Below are 20,541 nucleotides of genomic sequence, written 5' to 3' on the forward strand. Positions count from 1 at the left end.
GATGAGCGGGCAAAAGCCGAGAGGGAAACCAAAACTTCGGCTCCGATCGACGGCCCCGGGCCCTATGCCGACGACCCACTGGGCTACGATACCAGCGATCCTTCGTGGGGCCGGAGAGCGGCCGAACATGCCTTGTCGGGTGCGGACAAGGACGCGATCGAGAAGGAGGTCCGTGAGGCGTTACGGCGATGGGGGCTGAGCAAGTAACGGATAATCGAGCGGACGTTTTGTTTGGGAGTTCGCCGTTCAAAACCTCGTCTGTTGGTCACCTCAAGATAGCAGGCGTGTCATACGCTTTCTTTGCCGGCTCGAATGACAGGGGCACGAACGTTCGACGTCCCGACGCCTGAAGCTTTCTTGCCGATCGGCTCGCCAATCTCGGGTTGACCGTCAAGTCGGCGCTTTAGAAATGGAGCGTCGGCTCCGCCGCTATGATATGATCAACTCTGCTGAACCGAGGGAGGTGTGAATGCGTAGCCTTTTACTCACCCTTTCTGCAGGAGCGCTCTCGGCGTCGATCGCTACTGCCGCGGAGCCCATGATCTTCCATACCGCGAATTTCGGTGGCGACACCGTCGTCAGCCTCGGCCTCATTGGCTATCGCCTGTCTAACCAGGCCGAATACGACTACGACGTGCTGATTTCGCTGTCGCAGAAGCACTTCAAGAGCGGCGACGTCTACAGCGATCCCGGCCGGCATCGGGCATTTGTGAGGTGTTCCGATCCCGCCAAAGTTTCGGTCAGAGGGGTGGACTATGCGGTGTCCACATCCTTGGCCCGTGGGACCGACTGGAAGTCTGATCTCTGGGTCGCTGTCTGCCGCCCTTCCGTCTCATAGGGATTATCGGTTCGCCCGCTATCGCGACGACCAATGTACCAGACATCGATGGGCTCTCGCCTGCCGTGAAGCATGGCAAGTGGCTGCTTTACCCAAGCTGCGTACGGTACCGTTGAGTGCAGGTGGGAGATCACGTCGGACGAGACGACCAGGGGCGTCGCGAGTGATTTCGCCATCGTTTCCAGACGCTGCGCTACGTTGACCGTGTCCCCGATGACGGTGAACTCGCTGTGACACCCGCTGTCCAAAACGCCCCCAACGACGGTGCCATAGTGGAGTCCGATGGCCGCATGCAGCGCCGGAAGGCCGTTTCGGTTGCTGTGGCGCTTCCAGTCAGTCAAGGCATCTACGAGTTCGAGGGCACATGCGAGTGCGCGGTCCGCGTCTTCCTCGGTTGGTTTCGGATGACCGAAGACGGCCATGACGCCGTCCCCCATAAATTTGTCCACGGTCCCGCCGTGCTCGAAAATGGTTTGAGAAACGAGCTGTCGATACTCTCCGAGTACGAATGCCAACTCAGGAGCGGGGGCGGTTTCGGCGAAGCTTGTAAAGTCGCGCAAGTCGACAAACATGATCGCAGCATTCCGCCGTTGCAAACCGAGGGCGTCGCCGCGTTCCTGAAGTTCCCCGACAACAAATGGCGAGAAGAAGCGGGAGAGATTGAGGCGTCGCCGATCCGCCTTTATCGCCTCTCTTCGCGTTCGGTCGTGATCCCTAGCCAAAAGATAGATCGCAAATGCGGTAAAGCCGAAGCTGACAGTGAGGCCGAGGTCCTGGTTCAGGAACGAGGCGAGCAAGGAGGCGACGTCATCAGCCGGGTGGCGGGCAGCTGTGATCGCCAACATCGTTACCCAGGACGTGAGTACGATTCCCGAGAAGACGAGCACCAGCCGTCGGTCCAGCTTCAGGCCGATGTGAACGAGCAGGATGAAGGCAACGACGAGACCGGATGTGGTCAGGTTGTGGTTTTCGCTGACTGGGCCGCCCAAAATGTGGGCGTACAGCAGCAGCGCGACCAGCAGGGCGTCCAGCACGACAAACAAAGTGTTCAGCCAGCTATTGCGTGCCAGGAAACGGGTGGTGGCTACAGAAGCAACGCTGATACCGAGGTAGACGACAACGACCACGTGATGTGTGGTCATGGCTCCCTCGTTGCCTCCGAGCACGAGGTTGGCAACCAGAATCGCAAACGCCACGAACCGCAACAGGATCGAACGTGTCTCCCGATCTGAATCCCAGTCGGGGTGGAGCGAAGACTTCATGTCTGCGTACTTCGTTTGGTGGAAATTGGAGGCGGTGCAAGGTAGCACGAGGCGCGGCTATCGATGGCCGCGCCTCGCTGTTGAGGTTATTTCACCTGTGTCACGGTGAGCTTGCCGTTAACGCGTTCTGCCACGAACTCGACGGTCGCGCCTTCCGTGAGCTTTTCGAGAAGCGCATCGTCCTGGACCCGGAAAACCATCGTCATCGCCGGCATGTCAAGGTCCTTTAGTTCCTCGTGGATCAGGGTGACCTTCTTGGACTTCGTATCGACCTTCTTCACCGTCCCCTTGGTGAACTCCGCCGCCAGAGTCCCATAAGCAGTAGCGAGGGAAAGAGCGGACGCGAGGGCCACTTTGATGATCAGCTTCATTTCTGCAACTCCTTCGGATTGTTTACTTTTTGGAGACAGTCACGTCCCCGTGCATTCCTGCGTCGTAATGGCCGGGAACCAGGCACGCGATCTTGAAGGTGCCGTCGTTGGTGAATTTCCAGATGATTTCGCCCGATTGACCGGCAGCGAGGCGAATCGCATTGGGATCGTCGTGTTCCATTTCCGGGAACTTCTCCATCACGGCCTTGTGCTCCATGATCTTGTCTTCCTGGTCGAGAACGAACTCGTGATCCAGCTCGCCCGCGTTCTTGATCGCGAAGACGATGGTCTGGCCCTTGCGGACCTTGAAGGTCGACGGAGTGAAGACCATTTTTCCGTCGTCGGTCTCCTTCATCGTGACGCGGATGGTCTGGGTAGCCTTGGCCTTGGTGCCGGGTTCGCCGACCGCCATTTCACCATGGCCGCCTGCGTGGCTGCCTGAAGCCAGCGCCGGGGAGGCGGCGGCGGCGAGAAGAAGTCCGAATACTGCAGCTTTCATTGCTTGTTCCTTTGAGTAGTTGAACGTTGGCATGCGAGATCACCCGTGGTTCGAGTGTTTCGGTGTGATCTGGGTCTTTGCGTCTTTGGCTTTGGTCGTGTCGGGCAGTTCACCGGTCCACTCCCAGGCCTGGGTGCCGGGGGGATTTTCGTACCAACCGGGATCGGAGTAATCGCCATCAGAGATGCCTTCTCGCACCTTGACGACCGAGAACATGCCGCCCATCTCAATTGGACCGTGCGGCCCCCAACCGGTCATCATCGGGACGGTGTTCTCCGGTATCTCCATTTCCATCTCGCCCATGTCGGCCATGCCGGCTGTCCCCATCGGCATGTACTCCGGGCGGATTTTCTTTATCTTCTCGGCAACCTGCTTCTTGTCGACGCCGATGAAGGTCGGAATGTCGTGCCCCATCGCGTTCATCGTGTGGTGCGACTTGTGGCAATGGATCGCCCAGTCGCCGACATATTTGGCGTCGAACTCGTAGGCCCGCATCGCGCCCACCGGGATGTCGATGCTGACCTCCGGCCATCGTGCCTCCGGCCGAACCCAGCCGCCGTCGGTGCATGTCACCTCGAAGTCGTAACCGTGCATGTGGATTGGGTGGTTGGTCATGGTGAGGTTGCCGACCCGCACTCGCACGCGGTCGTTCTTTGAAACGACGAGCGGGCTGATGTCCGGAAACACGCGGCTGTTCCAGCACCACAAATTAAAATCGGTCATTTCCATGATGCGCGGCACATAGGAGCCGGGATCGATGTCGTATGCGTTAAGCAGGAAGACGAAGTCGCGGTCGACCGGCATAAACTTCGGGTCCTTGGGGTGAACCACGAAAAAGCCCATCATCCCCATCGCCATCTGGACCATTTCGTCGGAATGGGGGTGGTACATGAAGGTGCCGGACTTCACGAGGTCGAACTCGTAGACGAAGGTTTTGCCGACCGGAATATGCGGTTGGCTCAGGCCGCCGACGCCGTCCATGCCTGACGGCAGGATCATTCCGTGCCAGTGGACGGTGGTGTGTTCCGGCAGTTTGTTGGTGACGAAGATGCGCACGCGGTCGCCTTCGACGGCTTCGATCGTGGGGCCAGGCGACTGCCCGTTGTAGCCCCACAGGTAGGCGGTCATGCCTTCGGCCATTTCCCGCTCGACGGGTTCGGCGACAAGATGGAATTCCTTGACGCCGTTGTTCATCCGGTACGGCAGCGTCCAGCCGTTGAGCGTGACGACGGGAGTGTAGTCAGGGCCGGATGTCGGCCGGGCCGTGATCTGCGTCTCGGCTGTTTCCATCACAGCGGCTTCCGGCAGGCCCATGCTGGATGTCTTTGCCCAGGCCGTGGAGGAGACCAGGGCCGCGCCCGCGCCAAGTATCTGTCTTCTGTTGAACATAGTGGTGGTTCCTTTCTCAGTGCCCGCCGCCACCGCTGTCGGCGGCTGCGGCAACTTCCGTCGTTCCGGATGAAGCTCCAGCACCACCGCCGTAGATCGCGGGAGCGAGGTTTGCCTCGGAGAGCCAGAAGTCGCGCTTTGCATTCACGGCGAGAAGGATCGAATTGACCTTCTCCCGACTGTCGGCGAGCAGTTCGAACGTGTTGGTGATCATGCCGTTGTAAGTGAGAAGGGACTCCTCCTCGACCTTGGTCCGCAGTGGCACGACATTGTTTCGGTAGTGCCGCGCGATGTCATAGTTGGCGCGGTATGCCTGATAGGCGGAGCGCGCCTCGGAGCGAACGTTGACGGACTTCTCGGCAAGGAGATTTGCGGCTCGCATGTATGCCAGCTCAGCCTTGCGCATTCGCGCCTTGCCGCTGTCGAAGATCGGAATGACGAATTCAAGTTCGGCGATCGCCGTTGTCTCGTGCTTCGTGTTTCCGTCTTCCCTTTCTCGTTCGGTTTCGAATCCACCGATCAGTTCCAGGTCGGTGACGTATCGTGTGGCTTCGGTGAGCTTGTACGACTTTGCGGTTGCATCAAGGTCGAGCTTTGCCATCTGGAGATCGACACGGCGTTGAAGCGCCTCGGCCTCGATCGTGTCCTTCTTCATCAGGCCCTTCGGCAGCGAGGGGAGGCGATTGGCGACTTGGTAGTCGATGTCTGAACCCCAGAGGCCCATCAGCCGCGTCAGTTCTTCCTTGGCAAGCCTCGCATCCAGCCTAGCTCTTGCCGTCTGGCCGGCGAGTTCGGCATAGAAGACATGCTCGCGCGCCTGACTTCCCTTTGTCATCGCACCGGTTTCACCGAGTTTCTGGGCAAGCTCCGAGGCTGCGTCTGCTGCCGACTGTGCTTGGTTCAGCTGGGCGACCGTCTCCCATGCCGCGACGGTATTGATCCAGGCGCGACGCGTGTCTGCCGCTAGCTGTAGCGTCCGTTGAGCCGCGGCAAGTTGGGCGCGTCGATAGTTGGTGTCGGCAATGTCGACGTTCCGCTGGTGGGTCGCCAGGGCGAGGATGTTGGTGGCGATGACGCCCTCGATCGAATTGAACGCCTCCAGGCCCGGGGTCCCGATTCCGTTGAAGCCGATCCCCACGGTCGGGTTGAGCAGCATGGTCGACTGCCACGCGTCGGCGGCCGAGTCCCCGAGATCGGCATAGGCAGCCTGCAATCCCTTGTTGTTAAGAAGGGCTACCTGTACGGCGGTCTCCACATCGATGGTCTTTTTCGCCATCAATGTCTTCACTTGGGCCGACACCGCTCGCGCCTGCTGCTGATTCTGCACCCAGACCGTCTGTTTCCCCGTGCCTTCGGCGGTCCTTGCCGAAACGGTCGAGAAGCCTGCGTCCTTCGCGGCATACTCGGTGGTAGACGCGCAACCAGCCAAAATCAGCGGAAATGCGATCGCTATCGCGATCTTGAAGGTCATTTTGCTCATGACGCATCTCCTTCAGGAGACTGCGCTTCGTTTTGCAGACGCCAGGGTTTGGGATCAACCGGCACGCGGTGGGTGTAGCCAGCGAAGGGGCTTGCGTAACCCACGGGACGTACGGATAGGTGGGCGGACTCCGATTGGTGCGAGGCGATAACATCGGGAGGCAAGGTGGTAGCGCATCCGCTCGCGGCGAGCGGCAATGCGACCACGAAATAAAATGGTCTCATGGTGTAAAATCCAAATAGGAAATGGCATCGGCGGCTGGAGCGAAGTCACGCTCGCAATCGCACGCTCAGCCCGCTGGAGCGGGACAGACCTACTCAGAGATTGGGGGGACGATGAAGCGGAGGGACGCCGGTCTTGATCTGCGCGTCGTTGACGAATTCCCGGAGGACAGCTAGACGCGGGCCACCGATCATGTCCGCTTCGACGACGATGGCCAGGCTGACGCAGAATGCGTTGCAGCACTCCTGTTTGGAGAGTTCCTGATCGCCATCAGGATTGGAGTGGTGGTCTCCGTGTTCCTGGTGGGCGTCGGATGACGCGTGGTGGCCATCGGTCTGATCCGCTGCGATGGTCGACCAGGTTCCATGCATGGCGGCGGAAGCCGAAGGCAATGAGTATCCCGCCAGTGACGCAATGATCACTAAGCGAAGCAGAACCAGCATTTTCGACAATGTGATTCGAAACATACCCATGCCTGAGGACTATCATCGCCCCAATAGTTGTCAATTGTCAGCTCCACACAACATTTCATTCCGCCGACAGTGTGGCAGCTTCGCGGCCATCGACCACGTCGCTGTGGATAGCTTCCGAAGCCTACACCTTGCCACGACGGGAAGGTCAACACGTGCCGCACGGGATTGCCGTTCCCCCACCGCTGATTTACGTGCTGCTATCGGTTATAACACTTTGCGTTGGCAAAACGAGATGCTGGAATGGAGTGCGTATCTTGGGCTTTTTCTCGCGGCGTTCGGAGCCGCGACCATTTTGCCTTTTCAATCCGAACCTGTTTTGGTGGGCCTTCTGCTTGCCGGCGAGTTTTCGCCTGTCCGACTGATCCTGGTTGCAAGCGTCGGTAACGTCTTGGGTGCTGCGGTGAACTGGGGCTTGGGGCGCTGCATCGAGCGATACCGAGACAAAAGCTGGTTTCCCGTCAAAGAGCCTCAACTGCAAAGAGCGGAAGGCTGGTACCGAAGGTTTGGACGCTGGTCACTTCTGCTGTCATGGATGCCCCTGTTCGGAGACGCGTTGACCGTTCTTTCAGGTGTTCTGCGCGAACCGTTCTGGTCGTTTCTGATCCTGGTGAGCATTGCAAAAGCGGGTCGCTACGTGGTGCTGGCCTTTGCGACACTCGGAGTCCAAGCAATTCTCGGATTTTGAAGCCGGCTGCTCTATGAGGCGTTCTGCAGCGAGAGCCACGATCATCCTCCTACCGTCGCCCCACGCTCCCGTCGGCTCATTTCTTCTTGGTATCGCCGCTCCCGCTCCGGCCAGGTGCCTTTGATGAACATGAGCACAGCGCGGATTTCGTCATCGCTCATGATATTATCGAAACCCTGCATGTCGCTCTGGTATCCTCCGCGAACGACGGCCGCCGGACCCTCCTTGGTAATGCGGAAAAGCATGTCGTCGGGGTGATGCCAGGTATGGCCGGATGCGTCGTGCGGGGGAGCTGGCATGCGTCCAGACGGTAGCGGCGTTTTCCAGTCGCGCTGACCTTCGAGGTTGGTGCCGTGGCAAGCGGCGCACCGCTCGGCATAGAGCGTCTTTCCGATCGCGACGGTGGAGGCAGTGCCGACCGGCCGCCATTCCGAAAGCCATGCCAATAGGAAGACCGCTGCCGCCGCACCAAACCAGAGGGCCAGAAGCAGCACTGCCGCCCTGTTCACTTGTCGTCGTCGAGTGCCGAATACGATCACGTCGGGGCATGCCTTCCGTTGTTCCAGGCGGGTTATAAATCAAAAGATGCCAGGATCGGACAAGGGCCCGGCTTGCCGGTGGTACATTCCCCGACGAGCCGCCTTAGCGCTTGCCGCGCGTGCTCCAGCTCGGCGATCCTGCCGTCCAACGCATCTATCCGGTTCCTTGCGAGAGTCCGCGCTCGCTCCCTGTCTACTCCGGAATCGAGATCGAGAAGCTCCTTGATCTCCTCAAGCGTGAAACCAGCCGTCTGTGCCTGTCTGATAAACAGCAGACGCCGCACGTCCTCCTCGCCGTAGCGGCGGACTCCCTGCGCACGCCGGGGAGTGTCCAACAGCCCCCGCCGTTGATAGTAGCGGATGGTCTCGACGCCGACGTGTCCGGCTGTTGCGAGTTTTCCGATGGTCATTTCCATGGTCTCTTGACTCCGTACCATGGTACGGAACGTATGGTCTTGCCAACGGTTTCACAAGATGAAGGAGAAGTGAAATGTTGGACAAGACAAACCCGGTACATCTTTCGAGGAACGCGGTGCTCTACCGCATGGTGATGCCTGACCACACCTGTCCGTACGGATTGAAGGCCAAGGACCTGCTGAAGCGAACCGGCTATGAAGTGGACGATCGTCACCTGACGACGCGCGAAGAGACCGACGCCTTCAAGGCTCAGCACGGCGTGGCGACGACACCGCAGGTTTTCATCGGGGAAGACAGGGTCGGCGGTTACGACGATCTTCGCAGGTTCCTTGGCAGACCCGTGACCGATCCCAAGGCCACGACCTATCGCCCGGTGATTGTCTTGTTCGCCCTGACCGCCCTTATGGCAATGGCGGCCAGCTTCGCGGTCGACGGCAATCCGCTGTCGCTGCGTGCAGCGGAATGGTTCATCGCCTTCTCGATGGTCGCGCTCGCCATGTTGAAGCTTCAGAACGTCGAGAGCTTCGCGACGATGTTCCTGAACTACGACCTGCTCGCGAAGCGTTGGGTTCCCTACAGCTACATTTACCCCTATGCCGAGGGACTGGCCGGGGTCCTGATGATCGCGGGCGCGCTGAATTGGTTGTCTGTACCAGTAGCATTCTTCATCGGGACCGTAGGAGCAGCATCGGTCTTCAAGGCAGTGTACATCGATAGGCGGGAGCTGAAGTGCGCGTGCGTCGGCGGATCGAGCAACGTTCCGCTCGGCTTCATCTCGCTCACGGAAAACTTGATGATGATCGGCATGGCCATCTGGATGACAGTGGCATCGGCGGGCCTTGCGGTGGGCCACGCAATGTAGAGCGCCCTGTACCGCTCGATGCGGGTGGCAAGCAACTTGCCACCCGCATCGAGCGGTTCGGAGTTCATTTCAGATAGGCACGGACGACATCTATGAGTTCTGCGGCACCTTCGTCGCGTTCCTTTTGAGTGAGGCCATCGGCGGCGAGGTGGTGCCGGATGTGATCCTCAATAACCTCGCCCATCAAGCCGTTGACAGCGCCACGTACTCCCGCGATCACCTGCATGACTTCAGCACAACCCTTTTCCTCGTCCAGCATCTTCTCGACGCCTTCCATCTGTCCCCGAATGCGTCGCACGCGGTTGATCAGCTTTTGCTTTTCCCGGATGGTGTGGGTCATTCGGATTCTCCTCTGTCCGGTGCTCGTCAGGCCGCGCGTGCTTCGACTTCGACGGTCACATGCGACAGATCGTGAATGACGGCAAGCTTGTCTCGATAATGCGAGGGCGCACGTGGGTGATCCGTGACGATCGAGACGATGGCACCATGGTGGCCCGGCCCGAGCTGCCACACGTGGAGATCGACGATCTCGCCGCCTTCTTTGGCGATGATCGCCTCGATTTCTTCGGGTAGGTCTTCTCCCTCCGGAATGTAGTCGAGCAGGACGCTTCCAGTGTCGCGGATGAGGCCCCACGACCAGCGTGCGATGACCAAGCCGCCGACGATGCCGATTGCCGGATCGAGCCAAAGCCAACCATAGACGCTTCCGAGCGCGAGGGCGGCGATTGCCAGAACGGAGGTCAGGGCATCCGCTAGCACGTGGAGATACGCTGCACGCAGGTTCTGGTCGTGTCCAGCGTGTCCGTCGCCATGATGATGCCCATGGTCGTGCCCGTGATGGTGATCATCCTTCAGGAGCCAAGCGCAGACAAGATTGACGATCAGGCCGATGACTGCAACGAACATTGCTTCCCCGAAATCGATTGCAATGGGAGATTGGAACCGCAACACACTCTCCCAGCCGATCAACAGCGCGACGAGGGCCAGGACGACAGCGCTCGCAAATCCCGCGAGGTCTCCCAGCTTGCCAGTTCCGAATGAAAAGCGTCGGTTGTTGGCCTGCTTGCGGGCATAGAGATATGCGAGGGCTGCGATCAGCAAGGCGGCGGCATGGGTGGACATGTGCCAGCCATCTGCGACCAGGGCCATGGAGCCGAACATGTTGCCTGCGACGATCTCCACGACCATCATGGTCGTCGTGATTGCAATCACCAGCCAAGTTCGGCGTTCGTTTCGGTGGTGGTTGTCTCCCAGAAACAAGTGGGTGTGAGCGGCTTTCATGGTGCCCCCACCATGGCCGTGAGCATGTCCGTCGATCATTGATACACCTCTAAAATAATATAGGTGGGTATACTATACTATGGCTTCATATGAAAGCGCATTTGGCCAGAGGCTGCTCGGCTGCCATCGCAGTGAATTCTGGATTGCGTTTTGCGCCACCGGATCACGAAATCGCGAGTACTTGCCTTGCTTGCGGTAGCTCAAAGATCACGGTGTCGGCGACGTCTTGAATGGGACCGTACGGGCAAACATTCAGGAACTTTTCGATGACCAACCATCACAGATACTCGCCTTTGGGCATGGGACTGGCGCTTCTGTCAATCACGGCGATGCCTGCCTTCGCCGGAGGTCCCACGATCATCCGCCCGAGAACGGCACCACAGCCGCCCCACTCGATATTGTCCGGGCGGCCAATGACCTGGCACCGCCGCTAGCAAGGAGCGGCCCCGAAACAATCAAGGTCAAACTGGATACCGTCGAGGTGACTGGAAGGTCAGCTGATGGCGACCTATCACTACTGGACGTTCAACAAGAAAGTCCCGGGCCCGTTCGTTCGTGCGCGGGTAGGGGACACGATCCAGGTAGAGCTTTCGAATCTCGCTGATAGCAGCGAGCGCCATAGTGTGGACTTTCATGCCGTGACCGGTCCCGGCGGTGGAGCGGTCGCGACGGATGCCGCGCCGGAAGAAACGAAGGGGTTTTCGTTCAAGGCGCTGAAGCCAGGACTTTACGTTTATCACTGTGCGGTGCCGCTGGCCGCGCACCACATAGCCAACGGCATGTATGGATTGATCCTCGTCGAGCCGGAGGAGGGCCTCCCGCCTGTCGATCGTGAATTCTACGTCATGCAGGGCGAGGTCTACACTTCGCAAACATATGGCTCCAAGGGGAAATTGACCGAGAGCCTCGAGAAGCTGATGGCGGAAGCCCCGGAGTACTACGTGTTTAACGGAGCCGCCAACGCGCTCACCGGCAGCAATGCATTGAAGGCTAGGCTCGGTGAGACAATCCGCATCTATTTCGGTGTCGGGGGGCCTAACAAGACCTCGAGTTTCCACGTCATCGGTGAAATCTTTGACAAGGCCTACCAGCTTGCATCCCTGACGACGGAGCCCTTGGCAGACGTGCAAACGATCACTGTGCCGCCGGGCGGTGCGGCGGTGGTTGACATGAGCCTGGACGTCCCAGGCGAGTGCGTTCTGGTTGACCACGCCTTGTCGCGTGCGGCCCGCGGCCTGGTCGGCAAGCTGGTTGTAGATGGGGAAAACCAGCCGGCACTTTTCAAGGCTGCGTCAGCCAAAACCGAGGAATCGGAGCACAACACGCACAGTTCCCATTGACCCTCCTGCTGACCGAGGTGTCGGCCAGCGCGGCGATTGTCTACGAAGGCAGCCATGGGACACCTACCGCGGAGCAGCGCCTTCTTTACCATTTCAACCGCTCTACAATCACTCCCAACGCATTCAATCCGCGAAATTCGCTGATTGAATGCGTTGGATCGGAACTTCCATGGCACCGGTCGGTTGTCCGAAAAACGGTGGTTGCTAAAAATGTCACCTCCCAACGCATTCGCAAAAGTCTGCTCGGTTATCCTGCTGGTCCTCATGGTGGCATTCTCGAACCACTCGGGACCCGTGGCATTCTCCGACGCTGCGCACCAATGCAAAGTTGGTCCATCGCACCACCCACAGGGACGGGTGGCGGACAACTGTTGTCATTCTACGCAGTGCGTTTGGGTTTTTTCGGTCGTTCCCGTCCTGCCGAACACTTTCGCTTTTGAGCATGGACCGCAATCCGTCGGGATTCAGCGACCTTTTGTAATCACAAGGAGCCTCTATCCTCCGCCCAAGCCGGGTCTCGGTTGACTTTGATGCCCGTTACAAAACGTAGGAGATTCAAATGACTTCCTGGACAAAAATGATTGTTGCCGCGGCCGTTCCCCTGGTCGTCTTGGCCGTTCCCAGCCCCAGTTCGGCGCAGATGGCGCTACCGGACAAGTGCAAAGCAGACATGGCAACGGGCCAGGCCATGCAGATGCCGGAAATGCAGATGGGCAACATGGCCGAACATCAAAAGGCAATGATGGAGGGTATGCGGGAAATGCATCCCGCGATGATGCAAGGAATGATGGCGAAAGACCCAGATGTCGCTTTCGTGTGTGGAATGATCGCCCACCACATGGGCGCGATCTCCATGTCCGAGGTCGAACTGAAATTCGGCGACGATGCAGAGGCCAAATCGATGGCTGAGAAGATCATCGACGCCCAGAAAAAGGAAATCGACGAGATGACCACCTGGATCAACGAGCACGCCCAGTAGGCGTACAGGAAAAAGCGGGAGAAGCGCTATGCATCACACTCAGTCACCCGAGATGAAGGCTTGCATCGACAACTGTTTGGCCTGCTATCGGGAATGTCTATCGGCAGCCATGCATCACTGCCTGGAGATGGGCGGTGAACATACGAAACCGCGCCATTTCCGGCTTATGATGGCATGCGCGGAAATCTGCCGGACCTCCGCGCATTTCATGCTTCTGGGCTCGGAGCATCACAAGCATGTATGCCGGGAATGCGCAGAAATCTGTGTTGAATGTGCGGACGACTGCGAGCGTATCGGCGACATGCAGAGTTGCGTGGACGCGTGCCGACGCTGCGCGAAGAGCTGCGAAGAAATGGCGGCCTAGCTAGGCGACGATCCAACACGCGCCGCCAAAGCGGCGCGTGTTCCGACTAGGGTATGATCGCGATCGCGATCGCGCCAATCTCATTGACCTTGCATAAAAGTCTGCATCTCTTCGAGCGTGACCTTGCCGTCGTCGTTTGCGTCCACGCTGTCGAATATCCGTTTGTGAACCGCCGTGACCTCTTCAAAGGACAATCCGCCGTCGCCATCCGTGTCCGCCACAGCGAACATGATTTTCATCATGTGACCGCGCATCGGCATTCCGCCTATCATTCCCTGCATTCTGCCGCCCATTGCCATTCCGGGCATCTGGCCGTGCTCTGCCTGGGTCCCTTGGGCTTGGGTTGCGTCAGTGCCCGATTGAGCCAGTGCCGCGGTTACGGGACCCATTGAAAGAAGAATGGCGGCCACTACTGTCATGCGTGTCAGTTTTCCCGGGACCATTTTCGTTCTCCTTTGCTCCCATGGCTGCTGGACATGCTACGGTTCGATGATACCACCCCCCCTGCGAGTGCTGGTTTGTGTTTGATCAAAGACCCGCTGTCTGGAAACGGATGGCGGCATCCGATGCTATTCGGTCCACACACCAACGTGCATACATCGGTCCAAGAAAACTGCCGATCAGACGCCCGATCAGTGTCGCTGGAAGATCGTAGTCGATAAACACCCTGAGATCGGAACCCTCCTGCCTCGCCTCGATCTCAAAACCCATCCGGTATGAACCGATGACCAGGAGGAGGGGCCTGTTCGTCGTTTCCCAGACCTTGCGAACAGGTGGCCGCCGCTCGACGGTCGTCACTTCAAGGTAGAGCCTCATGCCGAGGAACGTTCCGGTCATCCGTATCCGCCCGCCGATTTGCCGGCCTTCGGACCGATCGAACTCGTACGACATTCGGCCGCCGAGCATCATCACCGAGGGCTCTGACATATGTCCGGCGAGGCGGCGATGATCGTCAAGATAGTCGAAGAGGGCCTCGGCCGACGCCTGGATGCGAACCCTGGAGTTGGCCGAGTACCGGTAGCTCATTTTTCTTCGTCCGAAGCACCTCGGTGATGTCCATGCCCGCCATGTCCGTGGAAGAGGTGCATGACTGGGCAAGCCAGCAAAACGAGATACGGCAGGAACCCAAGGGCGTGGCCCCAGTGCTCCCGCAGGACGAAGAACAGGACGATGGCGGCTAGTGATGCGGCCATAAGCATCCAAGTCCGTGACGACGTCATAGTTTGACGCTCCTCAATCTCAGCGAGTTGCCGATGACGCTCACAGACGAGAGTGCCATGGCGGCTGCCGCGATGATGGGGGACAGAAGGAGGCCTAAGGCCGGATAGAGGACCCCGGCAGCCACGGGAACACCCAAGGCATTGTAGATGAAGGCAAAGAACAGGTTCTGGCGAATGTTCGACATTGTCGCGTGGCTAAGTTGCCGTGCTCGCACGATGCCCTGGAGATCGCCTTTCAGGAGTGTCACTCCTGCGCTCTCGATTGCCACGTCCGTCCCCGTACCCATCGCGATACCGACGTCGGCAGCGGCGAGCGCGGGCGCGTCGTTGACGCCGTCTCCCGCCATGCCGACGATCCGCCCCTCGCTTCGTAGTCGTGAGACGATCTTGCTCTTGTCCTCTGGAAGAACCTCCGCCTCGACTTCGGAAATGCCGAGCCGGCGGGCCACGGCGTGCGCCGTCGTCTTGTTGTCGCCGGTGAGCATCACGACGCGAATTCCGGCGTCGACCAACGCCTTTACGGCGTCCGGCGTCGTTGCCTTGATGGGGTCGGCAATGGCGAAAAGACCCGCGACGTGACCATCCATGGCCATGAAGATGACGGTTGCCCCGTCGTCGCGCAGTTCTTCGGCCTTGTGCGTCATTGAGGAGACGTCAATCCGTTCCTCTTCCATGATCCGGTGACTCCCGAGGATGATGGCGCGGCGATCGACTTTGCCCGTGACGCCTTTCCCGACCGGACTGTCGAAATCCTCTGCATTTCCAATCGGAACGTCGCGTTCTCTGGCGGCGTTGACGATCGCAAGCGCAAGCGGGTGTTCGCTGGAGTTTTCCAGTGTCGCGGCAAGGCGGAGCAGCTCGGTCTCGGGCACTTGGTCGCTCGGGATGATGGCTGTAACCTTGGGCCGGCCCTCGGTGAGCGTTCCGGTCTTGTCGACGACAAGGGTGTCGACCTTCTCGAATCGCTCCAGCGCTTCAGCGTTCTTGATCAGGACACCCAGCCGCGCGCCCCGTCCCACGCCGACCATGATCGACATCGGTGTCGCCAGCCCCAATGCGCAGGGGCATGCGATGATGAGCACGGCGACGGCCGCTACCAGTCCATGGGCGAACCGCGGCTCCGGGCCGAACAGCATCCAGGTCACGAATGAAACAATCGCAATGAGGATCACGACCGGCACGAACCAGCCCGACACTTCATCCGCGAGGCGCTGGATGGGCGCACGGGATCGCTGGGCGTCGGCGACCATCTGCACGATCCGCGACAGCATCGTATCCCGGCCAACCTTTGCGGCTTCCATGACGAAAGCTCCGGTCTGGTTCATGGTGCCGCCGATGAGCTTGGAGCCGGCGTCCTTCGTCACAGGCATGGATTCCCCGGTTATCATCGACTCGTCGACTGAACTTCGTCCTTCCAGAAGGGTGCCGTCCACGGGGACTTTCTCTCCGGGGCGAACACGCAGCCGGTCACCGACCGTCACCACATCAAGACCGACGTCTTCCTCCGAGCCGTCCGAGTTCACTCTCCGAGCGATCTTGGGAGCCAGATCGAGCAGGGCGCGGATTGCACCGCCCGTCTGTTCGCGTGCACGCAGTTCCAGCACCTGTCCCAGCAGGACGAGAACCGTGATGACGGCTGCGGCCTCGAAGTAGACGGCGACGGAGCCTTCGGGTGAACGGAAGGTGGCCGGAAAGACACCCGGAAGCACGGTGGCGACAACGCTGTAAATCCAGGCGACCCCAGTGCCCATCGCGATCAGCGTGAACATGTTGAGGTGTCGCGTCACCAGAGACTGCCAGCCCCTCTCGAAGAAGGGCCATCCCGCCCAAAGAACGACCGGGGTCGCCAACACCATCTGCAGCCAGTTCGACATCTGCGAACCGAGCAACATGTGCAGGTTTGTCAGGTGGCCACCCATCTCCAGGGCGAGAACGGGAAGGGAGAGTACGAGACCAACCCAAAAACGGCGTTGCATGTCTCGATATTCTTCACTGGGCCCAGCGTCCGCGGTGGCGACCACCGGCTCCAACGTCATGCCGCAAATGGGGCAGTTGCCTGGACCGATTTGCCTGATCTGTGGATGCATGGGGCAGGTGTAGGCCGTACCTTCGGGCACGTCCTGCGCCGGTTGCGGGCTGGGCTGCCCGGAGCCAGGATGTTGTCCGTGGTGATTGTGGCCGTGATGGCTGTCTCCGGCCCGATCGTGTCCATGTTTGTGAAGTTCGTGTTCCATGCTCGTCTCCGGCCTAGATCGCGTCGTCATAGGTTACGAACGACATCATTCCCGTCGCCATGTGGTAGAGGTGGTGGCAGTGGAAGGGCCAACGCCCTGTGTTCGATGCGTCGAATTGAACGGAGACTTCCGCCATTGGAGGCACAAGCACCGTGTCGCGGACCGCTCCGTTGATCCGCTTGCCGTTGATGCCCACGACCTGAAAATGATGTCCATGCAGGTGCATTGGGTGCGCCATCATCGACATGTTCCGCATCACCAGTTCGACGCGGTTCCCTGTCGCTACCTTCATGGGCCCGTCCGCGCTCCCGATTTCCCAGACATAGGAAGCCATGTCTCCGCTCAGTGTCAGGTCATACGCCCGATCCGGGGCGCGTTGGTCTAGCGGAGATGCCGCTGTCAGCATTTCCTCCAATGCAAGGTCGAGTACTGGGCCGCCGTCCACTGCAACCGTGCTCACCTTTGAAATGTTGGCGTTCGCAGTGGCCAGGATGACGCCCGTCTGTTCCTTTGCACCCTCGCGCAGGGCGAAAATGGGGAATGCTCCGGAACCGGGTGGGAGTTGCAGGCGAATGTCTAGCCTCTGTCCCATCGAAATCGGGAAGCGCCCGCCTGCTATCGGCTCCACGTCGTTGCCATCGACTGCGATCAGATCGCCGGGAAGGGTTCCCGTGTCGATGGTGAAGGCGGTCGCCGTCGCCCCGTTGATGATGCGAAGGCGAACGCGCCCTCCTTTTTCGACGGTGACGACTTCGGGATCATCCAAGGTGCGGTCGTTGGCAAGGTAGGCGTCGTATTCGATGTCGTTCAGGTCCATGGCTGGCATGCCTTGCATTGCCATGCCCGACATGTGCTGCTGATGCATTCCCTCCATACCTTGCACTACTGCTCCCATATGGCCGACGACCCCCCTATGCCCGGCCGAGGCTCCGCCGGAACCAGGTGCCTTCAGTCCGGCCAGCAACTCCTCCGGGGTCTTGAAGGAAAAGTCATGGAGCAGGATGACGACTTCCTGTTCGTCACGCGCTAAGTCGCCCGCGGTCCGTACGATCAGCGGGGCCGCCAGGAGCGTTTGCTCCTGAAGCGTATGCGCGTGCATCCAGTGTGTCCCCCCTTGTCCAACGGGAAACAGATAGTGACGGCTTTCGCCCGAGCTCAGAAGTTTGGCCGGATTGTCCGGCACCCCATCCATGCCCCATGGGGGCGTCAATCCATGCCAATGGATCAGCGTGTTCTCTTCCGTTTGGTTCAACAGGTTGACGTTGAAATCGCCTCCCGCGTTGAGGACCACTCCCGGCTTTCCATCCGCCGTACCAAGTCCAAATACGGTTGCGGCTTTGCCGTTCACCTCGAGGACGCGCTTCGAGATGGACAGATCGGTTGTTCCGTTGGTCGCTGCCAAGGCGTTGCTTACCCAAGCATTTTTAATTACTGACGCGGACGCTGCGCCAATGGCCAGCGTCTTCATGAATTGTCGGCGGTACATATTGGTATCTCTCGATCCGGGTCGGAACTCCGACCTGCTTAAATGTCGGCCCGAAACAGAAGTCGGGCCGGGTTCATCAAAACAGGGTGGATCGAGGCGGCTCGAAAACGGCGGCTGAGCCCTGGCCCGTCATGCTGGCGAGAACGTTGGGAAAATACGAGGTGTCAGTATAATCACTCCACGCTACCGAAGCGGGAGCCGGTACGCTCGCGACACAAACAGCACACGACTGGGCGCAACAAAGCCTGTCCTTCAGCGCCCTGTCATGGTGGTCTACGTCAGAGGTAGTCAGCGGTCCGTGAGCGGTCGAAACGGAAACTTCCGCGGTATGGCAATCCAATGGCATTGCCTGCGCATGGGCATTGAGGAGCAGGCTCGCAAAAACTGCAGCCAAGAAGAACTTCAACAATGTAGCGATCCCGTTGCGAACTGCCATTTTCTCAGCTCAATGTCGCCGTTTACAGCACGATAGCCGCTTTCCTCATGTACGCCTTGATCTTCATCAATATAAACCCACGACGCTTATCAGGATATGGAGCAGTAAAGTGCGGTCGGGAGTCTTCATTTCAGCCTTTGCCGCGATCATCCTATTCGCGTTTCAGGCCACTGGACAGTCAATCCCGGACGTGGTGGCGCAGCGTCAGCAAGACATGAAAGCCATGGCGGCGGCCGCGAAAACAATGGCGACCATGTTCAAGTCACCAGACACCTATTCGCCCACGGCCTTCAGGGATGCTGCGGAGGCGATCAAGCGTCACTCAGGTACGAGACTCGTCGCCGACTTCGCGACGGTAACAGCCGTTAAGGGTTCGGAGGCAAACGAGCTGATCGCAGCCGAACGGGAACGGTTCGCGCAACTATCAAACGACCTCCAAAAATATGCCGAGGCAGTGGCCGTCGCAGCCTCCGACAGTCCGGGCTCCATGCCGGAAGAGATGCGAATGCGGATAGGCGAACAGGTAAGTGGCGGGCCACTCGCGAAGCGCTTCCGGAATCCATCCAACGGAGCCGCGATGTCGGCCGAACACACGTTCCATATGATGCTCGAGACATGCACCTCATGTCATGCCCGATATCGACTTAGAGATTGAGGCCCAAGACAGCGTCCTTGAACAAGACCGCTGTTAGTGTAACCTCTGGACCTCCTATCTGAAACTCGCTGAGAACACGCGCCGCAGCCTGCGGCGCGTGTTAATACTTCCTATTCAAGCGACGTGGCCGCAGCACGATTTTTTGAAAGCGGCCCCATAGCCGGCGTCTTCAATGGCGGCGATGAAGGCTTCTGCTCCGGTCGTGGATTCAATGGATGCCGTCTTTGTCTCGAGATTGACTGCGATCTTGGCCTCGGGATCGACTGACTTTACTGCTTTTTCGACCGCGCCCGCACAGTGGCCGCAGGTCATATCTGGAACATTGAGATGGATCATTGGAGGTCTCCGACTGATTTCTTCTGCGTTAAGATGGGGCTTCCAACAATGGGAAGGTCAATAGCGTAGGGCAGATTTTTTTGGCTGCCTATGTGGGTCGCAATATTGCTGGGACGATCGCAATGTCCCACGCGTACTCCGAAGTAATTCGACCATGATCGGCCTGCGATCATTGTCGTTTTCGCCGATACGGCTTCCAAGGTCTCGACGCTAACCTGGCGCTCCATGCCTCGATGAAGTGTGGCGGAGACGGGCATTGACAGCGATATAATATCCGTTATTCTGGATACATGGATAACAATACGGCAATAGCGGCGCTTGGCGCACTCGCCCAGACGACCAGGCTCGAGACGTTTCGCCTTCTCGTCAGGCACGAGCCCGATGGCGTGCCCGCCGGAGAACTCGCCCGTCTCCTCGACGTGCCGCAGAACACCCTGTCGGCGCACCTTGCGACGCTGTCGCGCGCAGGCCTCGTGACAAGCGAACGGCAGAGCCGTACGATCATCTATCGGGCTGACCTCCAGGGGCTTCGAGACCTGACCCTTTTCCTGCTGAAAGACTGCTGCGGCGGCTCGGCGGAACTCTGCGCGCCGCTCATCGCAGAACTCACACCCTGCTGTGCTCCCGAGGTGAAGCTGTCATGAGCGACCTCAGGCTGGAGCCAGTCACGGGGAGCGATCCCGAACAGAAACTGGCGCTGTCGGTTTCCGGTCTTCCAACCGAAGACCTCGAAGACACTGGGCGCTCGTTTTTCAGGGCGGTTTCCTCAGATCGCGGCACGGTTGGCTATGCTGGCATCGAGGCGTGCGGCGGCGACGTGCTTCTCAGGTCGATAGTCATCTTGCCCGAGCATCGTGGCAAGGCGCTTGGAAAATCGCTGACCAGGGAAACCCTGAAGACCGTCAATGTGAACTCGGCAGTCTTCCTGGCGACAACCTCCGCCGCACCGTTCTTCGAAAGCGTTGGCTTTGTTGTGATCGAGCGGGCCGATGTGCCGCCCGCCGTTCTGGCAACCCGTCAACTGTCGGGCATCTGCCCGGCATCGGCAACGATCATGAAACTCGACAGACCTCCGACCTGTCCGACATCAGCGCCCATGAGACAGAATTGGTTTAATTGAGAAGAGAGGATTTTCGGCTCATCGTAGCTCATTCAAAGGAAGCGAAGATGAGA

The 20,541-nt window shown here is 59.2% G+C and carries 26 protein-coding genes; 9 read left to right on the forward strand and 17 right to left on the reverse strand.

The features are described from left to right. The first annotated feature begins 469 nt into the window (after positions 1-469). Positions 470-838 (forward strand): hypothetical protein, encoded by a 369-nt coding sequence (locus tag CRO48_RS02240; protein WP_097135978.1) that lies wholly within the window; start codon positions 470-472, stop codon positions 836-838. On the opposite strand, the gene CRO48_RS02245 is transcribed toward CRO48_RS02240, so the two are convergent. The 7 genes from CRO48_RS02245 to CRO48_RS02275 all read right to left on the reverse strand — a co-directional run bounded on the left by CRO48_RS02245 (position 754) and on the right by CRO48_RS02275 (position 6,534). Beyond that, complete coding sequence (locus tag CRO48_RS02245) at positions 754-2,100, reverse strand: adenylate/guanylate cyclase domain-containing protein (RefSeq protein ID WP_097135980.1); 1,347 nt, start codon at positions 2,098-2,100, stop codon at positions 754-756. The genes CRO48_RS02240 and CRO48_RS02245 overlap by 85 nt on opposite strands. A gap of 86 nt (positions 2,101-2,186) precedes the next feature. Next, the gene (locus CRO48_RS02250) at positions 2,187-2,471 is read right to left on the reverse strand and encodes a copper-binding protein (protein ID WP_097135982.1); all 285 of its coding nucleotides are present in this window, start codon (positions 2,469-2,471) and stop codon (positions 2,187-2,189) included. A gap of 22 nt (positions 2,472-2,493) precedes the next feature. Beyond that, a complete protein-coding gene (locus CRO48_RS02255; protein WP_097135984.1) occupies positions 2,494-2,970 on the reverse strand; it encodes a cupredoxin domain-containing protein in 477 nt (158 codons plus the stop codon). A 39-nt stretch (positions 2,971-3,009) separates the two neighbouring features. Beyond that, a complete protein-coding gene (locus CRO48_RS02260) occupies positions 3,010-4,359 on the reverse strand; it encodes a multicopper oxidase family protein (RefSeq protein WP_097135986.1) in 1,350 nt (449 codons plus the stop codon). Positions 4,360-4,375: 16 nt separating this feature from the next. Beyond that, positions 4,376-5,839, reverse strand: coding sequence for a TolC family protein (locus CRO48_RS02265; RefSeq protein ID WP_097135988.1), 1,464 nt, complete (start codon positions 5,837-5,839; stop codon positions 4,376-4,378). After that, positions 5,836-6,063: a hypothetical protein gene (locus CRO48_RS32780; protein WP_097135990.1), complete on the reverse strand. Its 228-nt coding sequence runs from the start codon at positions 6,061-6,063 to the stop codon at positions 5,836-5,838. The genes CRO48_RS02265 and CRO48_RS32780 overlap by 4 nt, the downstream gene beginning before the upstream one ends. A 93-nt stretch (positions 6,064-6,156) precedes the next feature. Beyond that, positions 6,157-6,534, reverse strand: a complete 378-nt coding sequence (locus tag CRO48_RS02275; protein ID WP_097135992.1) for a hypothetical protein — start codon at positions 6,532-6,534, stop codon at positions 6,157-6,159. A 232-nt stretch (positions 6,535-6,766) separates the two neighbouring features. Between CRO48_RS02275 and CRO48_RS02280 the strand changes: the two genes are divergently transcribed. Beyond that, complete coding sequence (locus tag CRO48_RS02280; RefSeq protein WP_097135994.1) at positions 6,767-7,219, forward strand: YqaA family protein; 453 nt, start codon at positions 6,767-6,769, stop codon at positions 7,217-7,219. 41 nt (positions 7,220-7,260) lie between these two features. Here the strand turns inward: CRO48_RS02280 and CRO48_RS02285 are convergent, their stop codons facing one another. Further along, positions 7,261-7,728 carry a c-type cytochrome gene (locus tag CRO48_RS02285; RefSeq protein ID WP_097135997.1) on the reverse strand — a complete coding sequence of 156 codons (468 nt, stop codon included), beginning with the start codon at positions 7,726-7,728 and terminating at the stop codon, positions 7,261-7,263. A gap of 62 nt (positions 7,729-7,790) precedes the next feature. Then, positions 7,791-8,195, reverse strand: coding sequence for a MerR family transcriptional regulator (locus CRO48_RS02290; RefSeq protein ID WP_176526623.1), 405 nt, complete (start codon positions 8,193-8,195; stop codon positions 7,791-7,793). A gap of 53 nt (positions 8,196-8,248) precedes the next feature. Here CRO48_RS02290 and CRO48_RS02295 point away from each other — a divergent pair, with 53 nt between their 5' ends. Continuing rightward, on the forward strand, positions 8,249-9,037 hold the full coding sequence (locus CRO48_RS02295) for a glutaredoxin family protein (RefSeq protein ID WP_097135998.1): 789 nt from the start codon (positions 8,249-8,251) through the stop codon (positions 9,035-9,037). Between the two features lie 64 nt (positions 9,038-9,101). Here CRO48_RS02295 and CRO48_RS02300 read toward each other — a convergent pair whose 3' ends face one another. Further along, complete coding sequence (locus CRO48_RS02300) at positions 9,102-9,377, reverse strand: metal/formaldehyde-sensitive transcriptional repressor (RefSeq protein ID WP_097136000.1); 276 nt, start codon at positions 9,375-9,377, stop codon at positions 9,102-9,104. Between the two features lie 26 nt (positions 9,378-9,403). After that, on the reverse strand, positions 9,404-10,318 hold the full coding sequence (gene dmeF / locus CRO48_RS02305; RefSeq protein WP_176526624.1) for a CDF family Co(II)/Ni(II) efflux transporter DmeF: 915 nt from the start codon (positions 10,316-10,318) through the stop codon (positions 9,404-9,406). A gap of 500 nt (positions 10,319-10,818) precedes the next feature. On the opposite strand from dmeF, the gene CRO48_RS02310 reads away from it, so the two are divergent. The 3 genes from CRO48_RS02310 (at position 10,819) to CRO48_RS02320 (ending at position 13,001) form a co-directional block, all read left to right on the forward strand. Further along, positions 10,819-11,658 (forward strand): multicopper oxidase domain-containing protein, encoded by an 840-nt coding sequence (locus CRO48_RS02310; RefSeq protein WP_245423389.1) that lies wholly within the window; start codon positions 10,819-10,821, stop codon positions 11,656-11,658. A 559-nt stretch (positions 11,659-12,217) separates the two neighbouring features. Continuing rightward, positions 12,218-12,637, forward strand: coding sequence for a CopM family metallochaperone (copM, locus tag CRO48_RS02315; RefSeq protein WP_097136004.1), 420 nt, complete (start codon positions 12,218-12,220; stop codon positions 12,635-12,637). Positions 12,638-12,665: 28 nt separating this feature from the next. After that, on the forward strand, positions 12,666-13,001 hold the full coding sequence (locus tag CRO48_RS02320; protein WP_097136006.1) for a four-helix bundle copper-binding protein: 336 nt from the start codon (positions 12,666-12,668) through the stop codon (positions 12,999-13,001). Positions 13,002-13,081: 80 nt separating this feature from the next. Here the strand turns inward: CRO48_RS02320 and CRO48_RS02325 are convergent, their stop codons facing one another. From CRO48_RS02325 to CRO48_RS02345, 5 genes are all read right to left on the reverse strand, one after another. Beyond that, on the reverse strand, positions 13,082-13,420 hold the full coding sequence (locus CRO48_RS02325; protein ID WP_407071882.1) for an EF-hand domain-containing protein: 339 nt from the start codon (positions 13,418-13,420) through the stop codon (positions 13,082-13,084). 109 nt (positions 13,421-13,529) lie between these two features. Continuing rightward, positions 13,530-14,027, reverse strand: a complete 498-nt coding sequence (locus CRO48_RS02330) for an SRPBCC family protein (RefSeq protein ID WP_097136010.1) — start codon at positions 14,025-14,027, stop codon at positions 13,530-13,532. Further along, complete coding sequence (locus CRO48_RS02335; protein WP_097136012.1) at positions 14,024-14,221, reverse strand: DUF2933 domain-containing protein; 198 nt, start codon at positions 14,219-14,221, stop codon at positions 14,024-14,026. Before CRO48_RS02335 ends, CRO48_RS02330 begins: the two co-directional genes overlap by 4 nt. Continuing rightward, positions 14,218-16,455 (reverse strand): copper-transporting P-type ATPase, encoded by a 2,238-nt coding sequence (locus CRO48_RS02340; RefSeq protein WP_097136014.1) that lies wholly within the window; start codon positions 16,453-16,455, stop codon positions 14,218-14,220. Before CRO48_RS02340 ends, CRO48_RS02335 begins: the two co-directional genes overlap by 4 nt. A gap of 13 nt (positions 16,456-16,468) precedes the next feature. Then, entirely contained in the window at positions 16,469-17,941 is a 1,473-nt protein-coding gene (locus CRO48_RS02345) for a multicopper oxidase family protein (RefSeq protein ID WP_097136015.1), read from the reverse strand. Positions 17,942-18,303: 362 nt separating this feature from the next. On the opposite strand from CRO48_RS02345, the gene CRO48_RS32785 reads away from it, so the two are divergent. After that, positions 18,304-19,032, forward strand: coding sequence for a cytochrome c (locus CRO48_RS32785; RefSeq protein ID WP_245423391.1), 729 nt, complete (start codon positions 18,304-18,306; stop codon positions 19,030-19,032). Between the two features lie 114 nt (positions 19,033-19,146). Here the strand turns inward: CRO48_RS32785 and CRO48_RS02355 are convergent, their stop codons facing one another. Then, entirely contained in the window at positions 19,147-19,368 is a 222-nt protein-coding gene (locus tag CRO48_RS02355) for a heavy-metal-associated domain-containing protein (protein WP_097136016.1), read from the reverse strand. Between the two features lie 290 nt (positions 19,369-19,658). Between CRO48_RS02355 and CRO48_RS02360 the strand changes: the two genes are divergently transcribed. Both CRO48_RS02360 and arsN2 read left to right on the forward strand, forming a co-directional pair. Next, positions 19,659-20,012, forward strand: a complete 354-nt coding sequence (locus CRO48_RS02360) for an ArsR/SmtB family transcription factor (RefSeq protein ID WP_097136017.1) — start codon at positions 19,659-19,661, stop codon at positions 20,010-20,012. Beyond that, positions 20,009-20,488 carry an arsenic resistance N-acetyltransferase ArsN2 gene (gene arsN2, locus CRO48_RS02365; protein WP_097136018.1) on the forward strand — a complete coding sequence of 160 codons (480 nt, stop codon included), beginning with the start codon at positions 20,009-20,011 and terminating at the stop codon, positions 20,486-20,488. Before CRO48_RS02360 ends, arsN2 begins: the two co-directional genes overlap by 4 nt. Positions 20,489-20,541 lie beyond the last annotated feature (53 nt).

Source organism: Rhizobium subbaraonis (genome assembly GCF_900220975.1).
GTDB classification, from domain to species: Bacteria; Pseudomonadota; Alphaproteobacteria; order Rhizobiales; family Rhizobiaceae; genus Mycoplana; species Mycoplana subbaraonis.

Coding starts and splice junctions, on each gene's coding strand:
- CRO48_RS02260 (WP_097135986.1), bottom strand. CDS start 4,359: ATGTTCAACAGAAGACAGATACTTGGCGCGGGCGCGGCCCTGGTCTCC.
- CRO48_RS02320 (WP_097136006.1), top strand. CDS start 12,666: ATGCATCACACTCAGTCACCCGAGATGAAGGCTTGCATCGACAACTGT.
- CRO48_RS02325 (WP_407071882.1), bottom strand. CDS start 13,420: ATGACAGTAGTGGCCGCCATTCTTCTTTCAATGGGTCCCGTAACCGCG.
- CRO48_RS02290 (WP_176526623.1), bottom strand. CDS start 8,195: ATGGTACGGAGTCAAGAGACCATGGAAATGACCATCGGAAAACTCGCA.
- CRO48_RS32780 (WP_097135990.1), bottom strand. CDS start 6,063: ATGAGACCATTTTATTTCGTGGTCGCATTGCCGCTCGCCGCGAGCGGA.
- CRO48_RS02295 (WP_097135998.1), top strand. CDS start 8,249: ATGTTGGACAAGACAAACCCGGTACATCTTTCGAGGAACGCGGTGCTC.
- CRO48_RS02310 (WP_245423389.1), top strand. CDS start 10,819: ATGGCGACCTATCACTACTGGACGTTCAACAAGAAAGTCCCGGGCCCG.
- CRO48_RS02275 (WP_097135992.1), bottom strand. CDS start 6,534: ATGGGTATGTTTCGAATCACATTGTCGAAAATGCTGGTTCTGCTTCGC.
- CRO48_RS02360 (WP_097136017.1), top strand. CDS start 19,659: ATGGATAACAATACGGCAATAGCGGCGCTTGGCGCACTCGCCCAGACG.
- CRO48_RS02330 (WP_097136010.1), bottom strand. CDS start 14,027: ATGAGCTACCGGTACTCGGCCAACTCCAGGGTTCGCATCCAGGCGTCG.
- arsN2 (WP_097136018.1), top strand. CDS start 20,009: ATGAGCGACCTCAGGCTGGAGCCAGTCACGGGGAGCGATCCCGAACAG.
- CRO48_RS02300 (WP_097136000.1), bottom strand. CDS start 9,377: ATGACCCACACCATCCGGGAAAAGCAAAAGCTGATCAACCGCGTGCGA.
- CRO48_RS02335 (WP_097136012.1), bottom strand. CDS start 14,221: ATGACGTCGTCACGGACTTGGATGCTTATGGCCGCATCACTAGCCGCC.
- CRO48_RS02345 (WP_097136015.1), bottom strand. CDS start 17,941: ATGTACCGCCGACAATTCATGAAGACGCTGGCCATTGGCGCAGCGTCC.
- copM (WP_097136004.1), top strand. CDS start 12,218: ATGACTTCCTGGACAAAAATGATTGTTGCCGCGGCCGTTCCCCTGGTC.
- dmeF (WP_176526624.1), bottom strand. CDS start 10,318: ATGAAAGCCGCTCACACCCACTTGTTTCTGGGAGACAACCACCACCGA.
- CRO48_RS02280 (WP_097135994.1), top strand. CDS start 6,767: ATGCTGGAATGGAGTGCGTATCTTGGGCTTTTTCTCGCGGCGTTCGGA.
- CRO48_RS02255 (WP_097135984.1), bottom strand. CDS start 2,970: ATGAAAGCTGCAGTATTCGGACTTCTTCTCGCCGCCGCCGCCTCCCCG.
- CRO48_RS02250 (WP_097135982.1), bottom strand. CDS start 2,471: ATGAAGCTGATCATCAAAGTGGCCCTCGCGTCCGCTCTTTCCCTCGCT.
- CRO48_RS02355 (WP_097136016.1), bottom strand. CDS start 19,368: ATGATCCATCTCAATGTTCCAGATATGACCTGCGGCCACTGTGCGGGC.
- CRO48_RS02245 (WP_097135980.1), bottom strand. CDS start 2,100: ATGAAGTCTTCGCTCCACCCCGACTGGGATTCAGATCGGGAGACACGT.
- CRO48_RS02340 (WP_097136014.1), bottom strand. CDS start 16,455: ATGGAACACGAACTTCACAAACATGGACACGATCGGGCCGGAGACAGC.
- CRO48_RS02240 (WP_097135978.1), top strand. CDS start 470: ATGCGTAGCCTTTTACTCACCCTTTCTGCAGGAGCGCTCTCGGCGTCG.
- CRO48_RS02265 (WP_097135988.1), bottom strand. CDS start 5,839: ATGAGCAAAATGACCTTCAAGATCGCGATAGCGATCGCATTTCCGCTG.